Annotated in this window: 15 protein-coding genes and 1 tRNA gene; 11 read left to right on the forward strand and 5 right to left on the reverse strand. The window is 70.8% G+C overall.

Annotated elements, in window-relative coordinates; all coding sequences use genetic code 11:
- The first annotated feature begins 35 nt into the window (after nucleotides 1-35).
- The 3 genes from F3H13_RS04090 to F3H13_RS04100 all read left to right on the forward strand — a co-directional run bounded on the left by F3H13_RS04090 (nucleotide 36) and on the right by F3H13_RS04100 (nucleotide 2,546).
- Nucleotides 36-110 (forward strand) — tRNA-Glu (locus F3H13_RS04090).
- Nucleotides 111-277: 167 nt separating this feature from the next.
- Entirely contained in the window at nucleotides 278-1,702 is a 1,425-nt protein-coding gene (locus F3H13_RS04095; RefSeq protein WP_149797782.1) for an APC family permease, read from the forward strand.
- A 1-nt stretch (nucleotide 1,703) separates the two neighbouring features.
- Entirely contained in the window at nucleotides 1,704-2,546 is an 843-nt protein-coding gene (locus tag F3H13_RS04100) for a universal stress protein (RefSeq protein ID WP_149797783.1), read from the forward strand.
- 30 nt (nucleotides 2,547-2,576) lie between these two features.
- Here F3H13_RS04100 and F3H13_RS04105 read toward each other — a convergent pair whose 3' ends face one another.
- Nucleotides 2,577-3,005, reverse strand: coding sequence for a desampylase (locus tag F3H13_RS04105; RefSeq protein WP_149797784.1), 429 nt, complete (start codon nucleotides 3,003-3,005; stop codon nucleotides 2,577-2,579).
- 179 nt (nucleotides 3,006-3,184) lie between these two features.
- Between F3H13_RS04105 and F3H13_RS04110 the strand changes: the two genes are divergently transcribed.
- Nucleotides 3,185-3,649 carry a DUF302 domain-containing protein gene (locus tag F3H13_RS04110; protein ID WP_149797785.1) on the forward strand — a complete coding sequence of 155 codons (465 nt, stop codon included), beginning with the start codon at nucleotides 3,185-3,187 and terminating at the stop codon, nucleotides 3,647-3,649.
- 24 nt (nucleotides 3,650-3,673) lie between these two features.
- Here F3H13_RS04110 and F3H13_RS04115 read toward each other — a convergent pair whose 3' ends face one another.
- Complete coding sequence (locus F3H13_RS04115) at nucleotides 3,674-3,904, reverse strand: hypothetical protein (RefSeq protein WP_149797786.1); 231 nt, start codon at nucleotides 3,902-3,904, stop codon at nucleotides 3,674-3,676.
- A 108-nt stretch (nucleotides 3,905-4,012) separates the two neighbouring features.
- On the opposite strand from F3H13_RS04115, the gene F3H13_RS04120 reads away from it, so the two are divergent.
- Both F3H13_RS04120 and F3H13_RS04125 read left to right on the forward strand, forming a co-directional pair.
- Complete coding sequence (locus F3H13_RS04120; RefSeq protein ID WP_149797787.1) at nucleotides 4,013-5,899, forward strand: helicase C-terminal domain-containing protein; 1,887 nt, start codon at nucleotides 4,013-4,015, stop codon at nucleotides 5,897-5,899.
- Between the two features lie 265 nt (nucleotides 5,900-6,164).
- On the forward strand, nucleotides 6,165-6,356 hold the full coding sequence (locus tag F3H13_RS04125) for a UPF0175 family protein (RefSeq protein WP_096394851.1): 192 nt from the start codon (nucleotides 6,165-6,167) through the stop codon (nucleotides 6,354-6,356).
- A 103-nt stretch (nucleotides 6,357-6,459) separates the two neighbouring features.
- Here the strand turns inward: F3H13_RS04125 and F3H13_RS04130 are convergent, their stop codons facing one another.
- Nucleotides 6,460-7,593 carry a 60S ribosomal export protein NMD3 gene (locus F3H13_RS04130; RefSeq protein WP_149797788.1) on the reverse strand — a complete coding sequence of 378 codons (1,134 nt, stop codon included), beginning with the start codon at nucleotides 7,591-7,593 and terminating at the stop codon, nucleotides 6,460-6,462.
- Between the two features lie 141 nt (nucleotides 7,594-7,734).
- Between F3H13_RS04130 and F3H13_RS04135 the strand changes: the two genes are divergently transcribed.
- From F3H13_RS04135 to F3H13_RS04155, 5 genes are all read left to right on the forward strand, one after another.
- Entirely contained in the window at nucleotides 7,735-8,088 is a 354-nt protein-coding gene (locus F3H13_RS04135; protein ID WP_149797789.1) for a DNA-binding protein, read from the forward strand.
- The gene (locus F3H13_RS04140) at nucleotides 8,089-8,682 is read left to right on the forward strand and encodes a DUF7411 family protein (protein ID WP_149797790.1); all 594 of its coding nucleotides are present in this window, start codon (nucleotides 8,089-8,091) and stop codon (nucleotides 8,680-8,682) included.
- 123 nt (nucleotides 8,683-8,805) lie between these two features.
- Nucleotides 8,806-9,261 (forward strand): DUF892 family protein, encoded by a 456-nt coding sequence (locus tag F3H13_RS04145; RefSeq protein WP_149797791.1) that lies wholly within the window; start codon nucleotides 8,806-8,808, stop codon nucleotides 9,259-9,261.
- A gap of 98 nt (nucleotides 9,262-9,359) precedes the next feature.
- Entirely contained in the window at nucleotides 9,360-10,682 is a 1,323-nt protein-coding gene (hisS, locus tag F3H13_RS04150) for a histidine--tRNA ligase (RefSeq protein ID WP_149797792.1), read from the forward strand.
- A gap of 78 nt (nucleotides 10,683-10,760) precedes the next feature.
- Nucleotides 10,761-11,837 (forward strand): CNNM domain-containing protein, encoded by a 1,077-nt coding sequence (locus tag F3H13_RS04155; RefSeq protein WP_149797793.1) that lies wholly within the window; start codon nucleotides 10,761-10,763, stop codon nucleotides 11,835-11,837.
- 542 nt (nucleotides 11,838-12,379) lie between these two features.
- Here F3H13_RS04155 and F3H13_RS04160 read toward each other — a convergent pair.
- Complete coding sequence (locus tag F3H13_RS04160; protein ID WP_149797794.1) at nucleotides 12,380-12,790, reverse strand: DoxX family protein; 411 nt, start codon at nucleotides 12,788-12,790, stop codon at nucleotides 12,380-12,382.
- Nucleotides 12,791-12,872: 82 nt separating this feature from the next.
- On the reverse strand, nucleotides 12,873-13,703 hold the full coding sequence (locus F3H13_RS04165) for an Nmad3 family putative nucleotide modification protein (RefSeq protein WP_149797795.1): 831 nt from the start codon (nucleotides 13,701-13,703) through the stop codon (nucleotides 12,873-12,875).
- Nucleotides 13,704-13,708: the final 5 nt, after the last annotated feature.

Below are 13,708 nucleotides of genomic sequence, written 5' to 3' on the forward strand. Positions count from 1 at the left end.
CGTCTTTCCTACCGTAGATTGCGACGAACCGACGTGCTCTGGTGGTGTAGTCCGGCCAATCATCTTGCCCTCTCACGGCAAGGACCTGGGTTCAAATCCCAGCCGGAGCATTTCTCCTTTCGCGGTTTCCTTCCCGAAGAGCATCGCGTGAGATCCGACGAGGTACGCCGGCCTGTGCCGACGCGCTGACCGCGACGGAGTTCGATCGCAACAGCGCTCTCCTCGCGGCCCCTCGTCGCCCCACACTTATCAGACGGCTGTCCGTATCCGGTGACGCATGACCGACGGGCCGAGCGGCCGCAACCTCGACGGCGACGCCCCGGTCGCGGAGTCGGTCGTCGAGACGGGGACGGCGACGATCACCGACGACGCCGAGCTCGAGCGCACCATCGGGCTGACGGGCGGCCTCGCCATCGGGATCGGGACGATGATCGGCGCCGGGATCTTCGTGTTCCCCGGGCTCGCCGGCGGGGAGATCGGCACCGCGGCGACGGCCTCGTTCACGGTCGGCGGCGTGATCGCGCTCCTCGTGGCGCTCCCGACCTCCGAGCTCGCGACGGCGATGCCGCGGAGCGGGGGCGGCTACTACTTCATCTCCCGGGGGCTCGGGACGCTCGCCGGGACCGTTATCGGGCTGTCGCTGTGGCTCGGGCTGGTGTTCGCGACCGCGTTCTACCTCGTCGGGCTCGGCTACTACGCGCTCGACGCGCTCGCGCAGGTCGGGATCGCGGTCGGCGCCGGGGCGGACGCGGTCGTCTCCGCGATCGCCGTCCTCGCCGGCGTCGGGTTCACCGTCCTGAACGTCACGGGCACCGAGAACGCCGCGAAGCTCCAGAACGGGATCGTCGCGCTGCTGTTATCGATGCTTGTCGCCTTCCTCGGGTTCGGACTGCTGGAGGCGTTCGGGGTCGTCGCCGTCGACACGCCGTCCGGGCAGGCCGCCGACGTCTGGGGGATCGGACCGGTCCTTTCGGTCGCCGCGCTCGTGTTCACCTCCTACCTCGGGTTCGCGCAGGTGGCGACGGTGGCCGGGGAGATGAAAGACCCCGGCCGGAACCTCCCGCTGGCGATGGTGGGCTCGGTGGTGATTGTCACGGTCCTGTACGTGTTGACCATCTTCGTCGCGACGAACATCTTCACGCGGGACGCGCTGCTTTCCGCCGGCGAGACCGCGATGGTCGAGGTCGGGCGGGCGCTGCTCGGCCCGGCGGGGGCGCTCGTGATCATCGTCGGCGGGCTGTTGGCGACGATGTCGTCGGCGAACGCGTCGATCCTCAGCACCTCGCGGGCGATCTACGGGGTATCGAAGGACGCGCTCCTCCCGCGGTGGGCGAGCCGGATCAACCTGCGGTACGGCACGCCGCACGTCGCGCTCGGCATGGCCGGCGGCCCCGTCGTCGTCCTGGCGGCGACCGGGCAGGTCCGGCTGCTCGCCGAGGTCGCCTCCTTCCTCCACCTGATCATGTACGGGCTGATGTGCGTCGCGCTCGTCGCCATCCGTCGGGACCGGCCGGAGTGGTACGACCCCGACTTCGTCGTGCCCGGCGGCCCGGTCGTCCCCGTCTGCGGCGCGCTCGCCAGCTTCGGGCTGATCGCCTTCATGAACGGGCTCTCGATCCTCGTCGGGATCGCGGTCATCGCCGCCACGGCCGGGTGGTACTTCTATTACGCCCGCGACGTGTCGCTCAAGGGGGCCCTGTGACATGACACGCGTGCTCGTACCCATCGCGGTGCTCGACGGAGGGAGCGTCTCGCCCGGCCTGATCTCGCTGCTCGGCGCCGTCGACGTGACCGTGCTCGGCTATCACGTCCTGCCGGAACAGACGCCGCCGGATCAGGCCCGGCTCCAGTTCGAGGAGCGCGCGACGTCCGCCTTAGAGGACGTCAGCCAGGAGTTCGCGGCCGCGGGGGGCGCGGCCGACCACCGCCTCGTGTTCACGCACGACCGCGAGCAGACGATCGAGCGGGTGACCGACGAGGTCGACGCGGACGCGTTCGCCGTCCCGGGGACGACCGGCGACGTCGACCGGCTCCTCGTGTCGCTCTCGGGCGACGTCGACGCCGACCGGGTCCTCTCGTTCGTCGAAGCGCTCGTCGGCGACCGCGACATCGGAGTCACGCTGTTTCTCGCGGCGGGGGAGCGGCCGCCCGCCGGCGACGACGACGCGACGGACGCCGACACGTCCGGGGAACGCGACACGGTCGCGGTCGCCGACGACGCTGTCGACGCGGGCGACGCGGACCACGACCGCCCCCACACCACCCAAGCCCGGCTGGCGGTCGCGGCCGACCGGCTCCGCGAGGCGGGGATCGACGTCGAAACGACGCTGGCGGCGGCGGGCTCGCCGTTCGACGCGCTCGTCGACGCGGTCCCCGGCCACGACGCGGTCGTGATGGGCGAGCGCGCGCCCTCGTTCCGGTCGTTCGTGTTCGGCGAGGAGAGCGAACGCGTCGCGGCCGCATCGGTCGGCCCCGTCCTCGTCGTCCGCGACCGCCGGGCGGCCGACGAGGCCGACGCGGACGCGACGCCTGCGGCCGGCGAGTAGCGCGGACCGGCGTGGCGCCGTTCGAAACTCCTACTGCACGCTTCGGACCGCCACCGTCTCCTGTTCGAACCCCGCCTCGTCCCCGCGCCAGCGCCACGACCCGACGAACGGACGGCCGTCCAGCGCGCAGATGACGTACGAGTAGCCGGGCCAGGTCGCCCGCGCGGCGTCCGTCTCGCTCGGGCGCGCCGGTCCCGTCGGGTGCGAGTGGTAGAAGCCCACCACGTCGCGGCCGTCCGCCTCGATCGACTCGAACAGTTCCAGCTGGGTTTCCGGGTCGATCCGGTACCGGGTCTCGGGCGCGTCGGCGACGTTCTCCGCCTCGTGAGCGCGCGCGACGACGCTCGGCTCGTCGCCGTCGCGGCGCGTCCCGGCCAGCACGCCGCAGACCTCCTCGGCGCCGCCCGCGTCGGCGCGACGGACCACGTCGTCGTAGGCCTCGCGCTCGAACTCGATCATACGCTCACAACGGGCGGGCGCCGGATAAGTCCGTCTCGGCGGCGTCGCTCCCCTCGGCGGGGCGTCGGCGGTCCCCGCGGGCGGAGCGGTTCCTGCGGGGGAAGCGGTTCCCGTCGGAGGTAGCGGCAGTTGTTGAGACGGCGGAACGGGCTTTACTCGACACCGTGCGAGGAGTTCGCATGAGCGACGCCGCACTCCCCGCGCCGACCGCCGACGAGGCGCTCCACACGACCGTCGACCTCCCCTTCGAGGACGCGGTGCCGTTCGTCCAGCTCGAACACGAGCTCGCCGACTTCGAAACGGTGCGGGTCACGCGACTCGACGAGATGATCGAGGGGATGCTCGGCCACGACGACGTCGAGCGGACGGCGCTTATCGTCGTCTGTCACCCCGAGATCGCGTACGACGCGCTGCGCATCGACCCGACCCTCGCCGGAATGCTCCCGTGTACCACGGTCGTGTACGAGCGCGCCGGCGACGACCGCGTCCACGTCCACCACGTCTCGGCGACGAAGGCGATCCGCGACCTCGGCTGCGCGTCCGCGGCCGGCGTCGACGAGGACGCCGTCGAGGACCTCGTGACGAAGACCGGGGAGCTGATGGCCGTCGTCTGGGAGAACATCGAGACGCACGGGCGGGCGTGATCCCAGCCCGTGGTTGCGCCGCCTTCACCGATTCAGCCGCCAGCGGATCACCGCGGCGGCGACGAACACGGTCGCAAACGTGACGCCCCCGGAAATGAGCGCGCCGCGAGCGCTCGTCGCCCCGGTCGCGAACGCGCTCGCCGAGGCGGAGCCGCCGATCACCGCCGCCCCGCCCGCCAGCCCACCGAACCCGATACAACAGAGGCTCAGCAGGCCGACGGCGGACAGCGACCCGAGGATGCCGTCGTCTTCCATCGCTCCGTCGTCCCTCTCGCGTCCGGCTACGAATAGCTGGCGGGGTCTGGCGCGGCGGGCGCGACACCTAAGCGAGGGTTTAATTCCGCCAGCGCGCGAGGGCGTCGTGTGGACCCGAGCCGGATCCCCGCCGAGTTCCCCGCGCCGAACTTCCGCGGGGCACAGAAGCAGGCCCTCGACGACATCCGCGACGCGTTCGCGTCGGGCAACCGGGTCGTGCTGGTACGCGCGCCGACGGGCAGCGGCAAGTCGCTGCTCGCCCGGGCGATCATGGGCGCGGCCGAGACCGCGGGCGAGGCGGCCCCCAGCGAGGCGACCGGTGCCTACTACACGACCCCGCAGGTGTCGCAGATCGACGACGTCGAGGCCGACGACCTGCTCGACGACCTCGCGGTGATCCGCGGGAAGTCGAACTACGACTGCGTCCTCCCCGGCGAGCACGACACGCCCGTGAACCGCGCGCCCTGCGCGCGCCAGCAGGGGTTCGACTGCTCGATCCGGCACCGCTGTCCGTACTTCTCCGACCGCGCCATCGCGTCCGGCAACCGCTTCGCGGCCATGACGTTAGCGTACTTCATGCGCACCGCCGGCTCCGAGGTATTCCGGAAGCGCGACGTCGTCGTGATCGACGAGGCGCACGGGCTCGCGGAGTGGGCCGAGATGTACGCCACCATCGAGATATCGCCCGAGCGCGTCCCGGTGTGGGACGACGTCGGCGTCCCCGACGTCGCTGCCGACGCCGGCCCCGAAGAAGACGCGCTCGACCGGACCGCGCGGTTCGTCGAGACCCTCCGCGATGTGGCGATCCGAGCGAAAGACGAGCTGGTCGGCCAACCCGAGCTCGACCGCGAGGAGGTCGCCCGGCGCGACCGGCTCCAGGAGCTGATAAGCGAGCTCGGCTGGTTCCTGGAGGACTACCGCGACCCGGAGTCGCCGACGACGTGGGTCGTCGACCAGTCGGGCGGCGAGGGGTCGGCGATCGATATCAAGCCGCTCGACCCGGCCCGGTACCTCAGGCACACCGTGTGGGACCGCGGCAACCGGTTCGCGCTGCTGTCGGCGACCATCCTCTCGAAGGAGGCGTTCTGCCGGGGCGTCGGGCTCGACCCCGCCGACGTCGCCCTCGTCGACGTCGAGCACACGTTCCCCCTCGCGAACCGCCCGCTGTACGACGTGACGCAGGGGTCGATGACGTACGAGCACCGCGACGAGACGGTGCCGAAGATCGCCCGCCTGATCGTCCGGCTGATGGCCGAACACCCCGACGAGAAGGGCCTGATCCACGCGCACTCGTACGACATCGCCGAGCGGCTCACCGAGCGCCTCGGCGAGTTCGGCGTCGCCGCGCGCGTCAGGCGTCACGACCGCGAGAACCGCGACGCCGAGCTGGAGGCGTGGAAGGCGAGCCCGGACCCCGAGGTGTTCGTCTCGGTGAAGATGGAGGAAGCGCTGGACCTGAAGGGGGACCTCTGTCGCTGGCAGGTGGTGTGTAAGGCGCCGTACCGGAACACGAACGACTCGCGGGTCGCCCGCCGCCTCGAGGACGGCCAGTGGGCGTGGTACCACCGAACGGCGCTGCGCACCGTCATTCAGGCCTGCGGGCGCGTCGTCCGCGCGCCCGACGACCACGGCGCGACGTACCTCGCCGACGACTCCTTACTCGACCTCTTCGAGCGCGCCGAGGCCGACACGCCCGCGTGGTTCCGCGACCAGGTCGACGCGATGACGACCCCGTCGCTGCCGGCGTTCGACCCCGACGCGGCGCTCGACGGCATCGACGCGTCGCCCCCGAGCGGAGCGGGTGCGGGGCGCCGGCGGAGCCGCCGCTCGGGCGAGTCGGGCGGTGCGAACGCGGGCGGGTCGTCTCGCGGCGGCGCCGGGTCCGAAGCCGGCGACGGCGACGCGACGGGCGACGGGTCGGTCCGGACCCGATCTGAGCAGGACGCGGAGCGGCGGCAGAACCACCCGCTGTCGGACGTGTGGGGCGACGGCTGACGGGGATGGACCGCTAGAGCAGCGAGACGCCGTACGCGACCATGGAGCTCACCATGAGAAACGCGAAGAACAGCGCCATGAGCTGTTGTCTGTCCATGCCGCCGTGTCGACCGCAGAGGCGTATAACTCCTGCGGGCGAGGTCGGTGAGACCGGATCGTATTATGATTCCCGTCCCGATCATCCGTCAATATATATCGTATAAGGTGTATCAGGTCCCTCAATGAAGTAGTAACCTTCATAATCCCTCACCCGACTACTGGGTGTATGGCCACGAACGGGCTGTCGAGTGCGCTGACGCTGTACGGTGCGCGAACCCTGACACTGTCGCAGGCGGCCGCACAGGCAGGGCTTAGCGAGGCCGAATTCATCGAGCAGCTCGAACGCCGCGGCATCGACGTAACGGAGTCCGAGCGCGCCGCCGCGCTCGGGCGCGAACAGCCCGCCCGCGCCGACTGAACGGTGCCCCGTCCCCGCTGGCGCCGCCGACGCGCCCACCCGCTTTTGCGACGCGCTCCCACGAACGATCAGTTCCTCCGCCGAAACGGCCCAGAGGGACCCGTCAGTCTCGACTCGGAGCCGACTCGGTCCCTTCCTCCGGCACGAGGTGGACCTCGCCCTTGTGTTCGAACGCAAGGACCGCGTCGGCGTCGTCGTCGACGAACGCCGGGTTCGGGACGGTCTTCGCCTCGTAGGTGACTGGGTCGAGCACCTGGATCGCGTTCTCGTCCTCGACGGTCACCACGGTCGTCTCCGCCGCGTCCTCGCGGGTGCCGAGCCGGGTCGCGTCGGGGGCCTCACCGTCCGCGAACGCGGAGGTGTACTCGTCGCCGGTCGCGAGGCGCACGCCTTGGAGCCGGCCCGAGACGCCCGTGACGAGGACCGGCCCGTCGCCGTCCTCGGGGTCGAGAATCTCGCCTTCCGCGTACTTCGGCAGCCGGACCGCGAAGGTGACGCGGTACACCTCGTTGCCGTCGCCGTCCTCGGTGACGAGCGTCGGGTACGACTCGAAGCTCCCGCCGAGCGACTCGGTGATCCGCGTCGCGACGTTCTGCGCGAGCCGGTTCGAGGAGAGCTTGATGTCCGGCCCGTCGTCGGTCTCTTTGACCTCCGTGATGAACGCCTCGCGGTCGCCGTCGGCCTCTTGGTCGGCGACGTACGTCTCGGCGATGTCGAGCGCCTCCGCGCGCTCGGCGGGCGTGAGGTCCCGCTCGTCCGCCCGCACCTGAACGATCCCGGCGTAGTAGCCGCCGGCGATGCGCCCGCAGCGGTCGCAGGTCCCGCGCGAGATTTTGACCGGAACCGTCACCTCCGCCGAGCGCAGGGTGCCGCGGACGACGCCGGAGAAGCGGCAGTGCATCCGGACCGTGTTCTCGTCGACCTGCTCGGGTTCGACCCCCCATTCGACGTCCTCGGCGTCGACGTGGACGCCGAGCGCCTCCGCGACCTCGTCGACGGCGACGTCGGTGTAGTCGCGCGCGCCGACGTCGCGCCACGACTCGCCGCGCCTGACGGCGCCGCAGCCGGAACAGACCAGCACCTCGATCCGGTCGGGCGCGTCGACCAGGTCGAAGTCCTCGAAGTAGCAGTCGTCACAGAGCAGTGCGTCTCGCCCGCGCGGCTCGCCCGGAAGGGGGTCGCGCCGCTCGGGGACCGGGTCGCCGCAGCGCGGACAGAACTCCCGCGACTCGCTCATTGACGCCGGCTACGCCGAGGATCCGTTTAAACGGCGCGGACCGCCCGCGTTGCCGTCGACGGGCGTCCGGCCGCGTCCGGCCGCTCCGCGCGGGTCGCGACCGCCGAAATGGTTTTTCGCGCGGACCGAGAACGGGCGGGTATGAGCGGCAACCCCGACGACGAACGGCTCGAGGAACTGCGCGAACAGAAGATGGAAGAGCTCCGCGAGCGACAGGGCGGCGAGGGCGACACCGCCGAGGCCCAGCAGGAGGCCCAGCAGCGCGCCGAGGCCCAACAGGAGGCCGTGTTGAAACAGTACCTGACCGACGGCGCGCGCCAGCGGCTCAACGCGGTCGAGATGTCGAAGCCCCAGTTCGGCGAGAAGGTAAAAAAACAGGTCGCCGCGCTGGCACAGAGCGGCCGTATTCAGGGCCAGATCGACGAAGACCAGATGCGTGACCTGCTCAAAGAGCTCCAGCCCGACCAGAAGAGCTTCGACATCCGGCGGCGGTAGATGGAGCTCGCGCTGCTGTACAGCGGGGGGAAAGACTCCTCGCTCGCCGCCCACCTGCTCGACCGGTTCTACGACGTCCGCTGCGTCACCGGGAGCTTCGGGCTCACGGACGACTGGGAGCACGCCGAGCGCGCGGCCGGCCAACTCGGGTTCCCGTTCGAGCGGGTCGACCTCGACCGCGAGGTGGCCGAGAGCGCGGCCGAGACCATGGTCGCCGACGGCTACCCGCGCAACGGGATCCAGCGCGTCCACGAGCACGCCTTAGAGGCCATCTCCGCGCTCGACGTCGACGCCATCGCGGACGGCACGCGCCGCGACGACCGGGTCCCCACGGTGTCGCGGGCGCAGGCGCAGAGCCTCGAGGACCGCAACGGCGTCGACTACATCTCCCCGCTCTCCGGGTTCGGCCGCCACGCCGTCGACCAGCTCGTCGACGCCACCTTCGACGTCCAGCAGGGGCCGAGCGAGGAGGTCCCCAAGGCGGACTACGAGGACGAGCTCCGGACGCTCATCGCAGACGAGTACGGCGAGGAGACCGTAAACGACGTGTTCCCCGACCACGACCAGACGTACGTTCGCGGCCGAACAGACTGACCCCCGGCCGTCCCCTCGTCCGCCGCGGCCGGTCGCCGCGCGCGGCCCCGTCCGGGGCCGACGGCCTCCCATCGACGTGGAACCGCCGGTACTACTTTCGACCCCGCGGGCGTAGCGTCGAGCATGTCATCCGAACGAGTCGTCGACCTGCTCAAGACGGCGTACGCCGACGAGATCGAGACCGTGATGAACTACCAGACGAACGCGATCGTCCTCGACGGCGTCCGCGCCGAGGAGATTAAAGAGAGCCTCAAGCAGGACGTTCAAGAGGAGCTCGGCCACGCCGAACAGCTCGGCCAGCGGCTCAAACAGCTCGGCGCGCGCCCGCCCGGCTCCGCCGAGTTCACGGCCGGCCAGGAGTCGCTACAGCCGCCCGAGGACTCGACGGACGTGTTGGCCGTCATCAACGGCGTGCTCGACGCCGAGGAGGACGCGATCGCGACGTACCGGGACCTGATCGACGCCGCCGAGGACGCCGACGACCCGGTCACGGAGGACCTCGCCGTGACGCTGCTCTCGGACGAGGAGGCCCACCGGACCGAGTTCCGCGGGTTCCAGAAGGAGTACCAGCGCGACTAGGCGGGGCCGTCCTCCCCCGGCCGCGACCTCCGCACCGAGCAGGCGAGCCCCGCCCCCGAAAGGATGCTTTCAAGCGGGCGCTCGTCGAACCGACACCCATGTACGACGGCCTCAAGGGATTCCGCGACTTCTACCCCGGCGAGCAGTCCGCCCGCCGCGAGGTGACCGACGCGGTCGAGGACGCGGCCGCAAGGCACGGCTTCCGCGAGATCGCCACCCCCGCCTTAGAGCGGACGGAGATGTACGTCGACAAGTCGGGCGAGGAGATCGTCGAGGAGCTGTACGCCTTCGAGGATAAGGGCGGCCGCGGCGTCTCGCTGACGCCGGAGCTCACGCCCACCGTCGCCCGGATGGTCGTCGCGAAGGGCCAGGAGCTGTCGAAGCCGATCAAGTGGGTCTCCACCCGCCCGTTCTGGCGCTACGAGCAGGTCCAGCAGGGCCGCTTCCGCGAGTTCTACCAGACGAACATCGACGTGTTCGGCTCGTCGGCGCCCGAGGCCGACGCCGAGGTGCTCGCGGTCGCGGCCGACGCCCTGACCGACTTGGGCCTCACCGGCGACGACTTCGAGTTCCGCGTCTCCCACCGCGACATCCTCGGCGGCCTCGTCCGCTCGCTCGCCGACGACCCCGAGGCGGTCGACACCGCGGCCGCGATCCGCGCGGTCGACAAGCGCGCGAAGGTCGACGACGGGGAGTACGTCGGACTCCTCTCCGACGCCGGCCTCTCGCGCGACACCGCGCGTGACTTCGACGACCTCATCTCGGGCGTTGAGACTGTCGACGACCTCGACGCGGTCGCCGCAGCGGGCGACGAGTCGGTCGAGGACGCGGTCGAGAACCTCCGGAACGTGCTTGCCGCGGCCGACGACTTCGGCGCGGGCGAGTTCTGCGAGGTGTCGCTGACGACCGCCCGCGGGCTCGACTACTACACCGGCGTCGTCTTCGAGTGCTTCGACTCGACGGGAGAGGTGTCCCGCTCCGTCTTCGGCGGCGGGCGCTACGACGACCTCATCGAGAGCTTCGGCGGCCAGCCGACCCCCGCGGTCGGGGTCGCGCCCGGTCACGCCACCCTGAAGCTCCTCTGTCAGCGCGCCGGCGTCTGGCCCAACGAGGCGCTCTCGACCGACTACTACGTCCTCTCGGTGGGCGACACGCGGAGCGAGGCCGCCGCGCTCGCGAGCGACCTCCGCGCGCTCGGCGACGACGTGGTCGTCGAGCAGGACGTCTCCGACCGCTCGTTCGGCGCGCAGCTCGGCTACGCCGACTCGATCAACGCCGAGACGGTCGTGGTCGTCGGCGAGCGCGACTTAGAGAACGGCGAGTACACGGTGAAGAACATGGAAAGCGGCGACGAGACGACCGTCCCGGTCGAGGAGTTCCCGCCCGAGGACGGGCTCCCGACGTACGAGGACTACGCGTAGCGATTCGAGCGTCCGTCCGCTCTCGCGTCGTCTCCCGTTCTCGACCATTTTTACGTTCGAACCGAGATCGGTGAGACGATGATCCCCCTCGCGACGGCGATGCCCCCGACGGAGGTCGCCCTCCGCGTGGCGGCCGGCGTCCTCCTCATCCTGATCAACGCGTACTTCGTGGCGATCGAGTTCGGGCTGACGCGGCTACGGCAGTACCCCGAATCGGAGATGGACACCCCCGGGCTGCGGCGCGCGTGGGAGATGACCGACGACTTAGAGTTCTACCTGACGACCTGTCAAGTGTGGATCTCGGGGACGAGCATCGCGCTCGGCATCGTCGCCGAGCCGGGGCTCGCGGCGCTTTTCGCCCCCCTCTTCGAGAGCACGGCGTTCGCGTCCGCCGGCGCGGGCTCGCTTCTGGGCTTCTTTATCATCAACATGGTCCACCTGACGCACGGCGAGCAGACGCCGACGTACCTCGGCGTCGAGCGCTCGAAGCAGGTCGCCAACTACGGCGCGCGGCCCCTCTACTGGTTCGCGTGGCTCATCTCGCCGCTGATCAAGTTCGGCGACTGGGTCGCGAAGGCGACGCTCGGCCTGTTCGGCGTCGAGATGACCGGGTCGTGGACCGAGGCCGAAGAGGAGGTGTTGGAGACGCGCGCGGAGCTCCGCACCCGCCTCGGCTCCATGATGGAGGAGGTCGAGCTCCCCGAGGAGCGCCGCGAGGAGGTCCTCAACGCGCTCGACGTCGACGAACTCGCCGTGCGGGAGGTGCTGACGCCGGCCGACGGGATAATCTCGCTGTCGACGACCGCCTCCGCCGAGGAGAACCTCGACCGGATCCGCGACACCCCGCACAGCCGGTTCCCCCTCGTCGGCGGCGACCTGAGTGACTTCGAGGGGATCGTGTATGCCCCCTCGATCGTGAGCCGCTACGACGAGCTCCGAAACGGCGACCTGACGTTCGAAGACGTCGCGGCCCCGCCGATGACGATATCGGCGGACGCGAGCGTCAGCAACGCGTACGACCAGTTCCAGGCGGAGTCACAGGAGCTCGCCTTAGTCATCGAGGACGGCGAGGTCGTCGGGCTGCTCACCGCGACCGACGCGATGGAGGCGGTGATGGGCCAGCTGGAGGACCCGCTGGACGCCGGCGATTTATAAATAAACACGCGGTGGCGTCGCCGGCGGCAGAGCCGCCGGCTGCAAGAGGCGCGTCGCGCCTCCCTGCGTGCCTGCGAGGCCGCCTTGCGGCCGAGCCGCGAGGGACCGAAGGTCCCTCTGGAAGCCGGCGCGAAGCGCCGGCGACAGCACGCGCGAGGGAGTCAGTCGCCGGAGCGAAGCGACGGCGACTGACGAGGTTGGGGAGGCGTGAGGCTGCGGTGCTGTGTGGGGCGGGGTGGGGTGGGACTCAAAGGGGCAGTCGCGAGGCCGCAGTAGGCGTTCACGAGAGCGGAGCTCTCGTGAGCCAATCAGAACGCGAGGCGTTCTGATGACGACGTAAGCACCGCAGCGAGCGGAGCGAGCGGGGAGCGTGGTTCGAGAGAGCGAAGCTCTCTCGTCATCCCGAAAATCGAAGATTTTCGGACGACAACGAGCGTACTGCGGCCTCGCGACTGGGGCTTTGGAGGTGTTCACTGCCGATCCACGGTCAGTTATTTATAAACGAGCGGCTGCGGCGCCGGAACCGTCCCACGCGCCTCCGTTCACCTCTTATAAGCCTCGCGCAGGAACACAAGGGCCCCGCCGAGCATCGCGAGGTTGCCGAAGAAGGCGAGCCGCTCCCCGCTTTTGTCGTCCTCGTCGGCGTTCCAGAAGTCGTGCATCGTCGCGGTCACGACAGTCAGGAACGCGACCGCCGCGCCGGTCGCGATCCGGGGGAGCCGCCAGAGCGCGATGCCGAGGCCGGCGACCACCATCATGCCGGAGGCGAACGGCGCGGCGACGTCCGGCATCGGGACGCCCGCCGACTCGGCGTACTCGATCGTGTCCTCCATGTCGCGGAAGTCCTCGGAGGCCTGCGCGGCGAGGCCGACGCCGAGCAGGACGCGGCCGAGCCGCGACGGCGCGCCGCGGTCGGCGGCCTCCTCGGCCGTCTCTGTGGATTCGTCGCTCATACCGCACGTGACGGCGGCGAGCCTCATAAATCGCGGTGGCGGCGGGAGCGGACCTCCGGCCCGTCGCGTCGCGCTCGGTCCGTCAGATCCCGTCGATCCGCGCCAGCAACCGGCTCGCCGCCGGCGCGTCGAAGGCCATCGGGCGGCGCCACCAGGGCCCCTTCCCGGAGTCGCTCGACAGGTCGGTGACGATCGGGTTCGCCTCGGCGCCCGCGTCGGACGCGCTCAGCGGGAGGACGCGCTCGAAGAGCCCGGACTGTCCGGCGTCACCAACGACGACGGCCCGCGCGTCGAAGGGGTCCCGCTTCAGGTGCGCGTTGGTCGGCGCGGCCTCGGTCGCGGCCGCGCGGTCGACGACGCCCTCGTCGTCCCCGTCGTCGCCCGCCGCCGAGAGCACCCGGTCGATCCGGATCCCGGCGAAGAGGTACGCGCCCCAGTCGGGCGCGAGGTCGCGGTCGACGTCGACATCCCGCTCGCGGAGCCATGCGCCGTCGCGCTCGTCGGCCCCCGCGTCGCCGGGGCCCTCGTCGCCCGGGCCCGTCCACCCGCGCGGTCGCAGCGTGAGCGTCGCGTAAAAGAGGAGCCAGTCGCCGGGGTCGAGGGCGGCGATCCGCCCGGCCTTCACGCCGTAGGGGTCGCCGTAGGTCGCCCGCTCGCGGCCGTGGACGCCCGGGAACTCGGGGTCGGCGTGGACGGGCGTCTCGCGCAGGTCGGCCGGCACCGCGAACGGGAGGTCGAGGTCGCCGTAGGTCGGAACCGGCTCGTCGACCGGGAACTCCTCGCGCGGGAGCGTCGCCGCCGACTCGGGGATCGGCACGTACGCGAACGAGCCGTCCGGATAGACGGGCCCGCGGAAGCCGGGCTCGTTCGTGTTAGCGGCGACGTTGACGGCGAGGGCGCGGGGGTCGGACACGACAC

Origin of the sequence: Halorubrum xinjiangense, assembly GCF_900102375.1 — an archaeon.
Lineage (GTDB): Archaea > Halobacteriota > Halobacteria > Halobacteriales > Haloferacaceae > Halorubrum > Halorubrum xinjiangense.

Excerpts from the sequence above, each read along its gene's own strand:
- F3H13_RS04100 (WP_149797783.1), top strand. The coding sequence starts at position 1,704 with ATGACACGCGTGCTCGTACCCATCGCGGTGCTCGACGGAGGGAGCGTC.
- F3H13_RS04115 (WP_149797786.1), bottom strand. The coding sequence starts at position 3,904 with ATGGAAGACGACGGCATCCTCGGGTCGCTGTCCGCCGTCGGCCTGCTG.
- F3H13_RS04130 (WP_149797788.1), bottom strand. The coding sequence starts at position 7,593 with ATGAGCGAGTCGCGGGAGTTCTGTCCGCGCTGCGGCGACCCGGTCCCC.
- F3H13_RS04140 (WP_149797790.1), top strand. The coding sequence starts at position 8,089 with ATGGAGCTCGCGCTGCTGTACAGCGGGGGGAAAGACTCCTCGCTCGCC.
- F3H13_RS04155 (WP_149797793.1), top strand. The coding sequence starts at position 10,761 with ATGATCCCCCTCGCGACGGCGATGCCCCCGACGGAGGTCGCCCTCCGC.
- hisS (WP_149797792.1), top strand. The coding sequence starts at position 9,360 with ATGTACGACGGCCTCAAGGGATTCCGCGACTTCTACCCCGGCGAGCAG.
- F3H13_RS04135 (WP_149797789.1), top strand. The coding sequence starts at position 7,735 with ATGAGCGGCAACCCCGACGACGAACGGCTCGAGGAACTGCGCGAACAG.
- F3H13_RS04125 (WP_096394851.1), top strand. The coding sequence starts at position 6,165 with ATGGCCACGAACGGGCTGTCGAGTGCGCTGACGCTGTACGGTGCGCGA.
- F3H13_RS04095 (WP_149797782.1), top strand. The coding sequence starts at position 278 with ATGACCGACGGGCCGAGCGGCCGCAACCTCGACGGCGACGCCCCGGTC.
- F3H13_RS04105 (WP_149797784.1), bottom strand. The coding sequence starts at position 3,005 with ATGATCGAGTTCGAGCGCGAGGCCTACGACGACGTGGTCCGTCGCGCC.
- F3H13_RS04110 (WP_149797785.1), top strand. The coding sequence starts at position 3,185 with ATGAGCGACGCCGCACTCCCCGCGCCGACCGCCGACGAGGCGCTCCAC.
- F3H13_RS04145 (WP_149797791.1), top strand. The coding sequence starts at position 8,806 with ATGTCATCCGAACGAGTCGTCGACCTGCTCAAGACGGCGTACGCCGAC.
- F3H13_RS04160 (WP_149797794.1), bottom strand. The coding sequence starts at position 12,790 with ATGAGCGACGAATCCACAGAGACGGCCGAGGAGGCCGCCGACCGCGGC.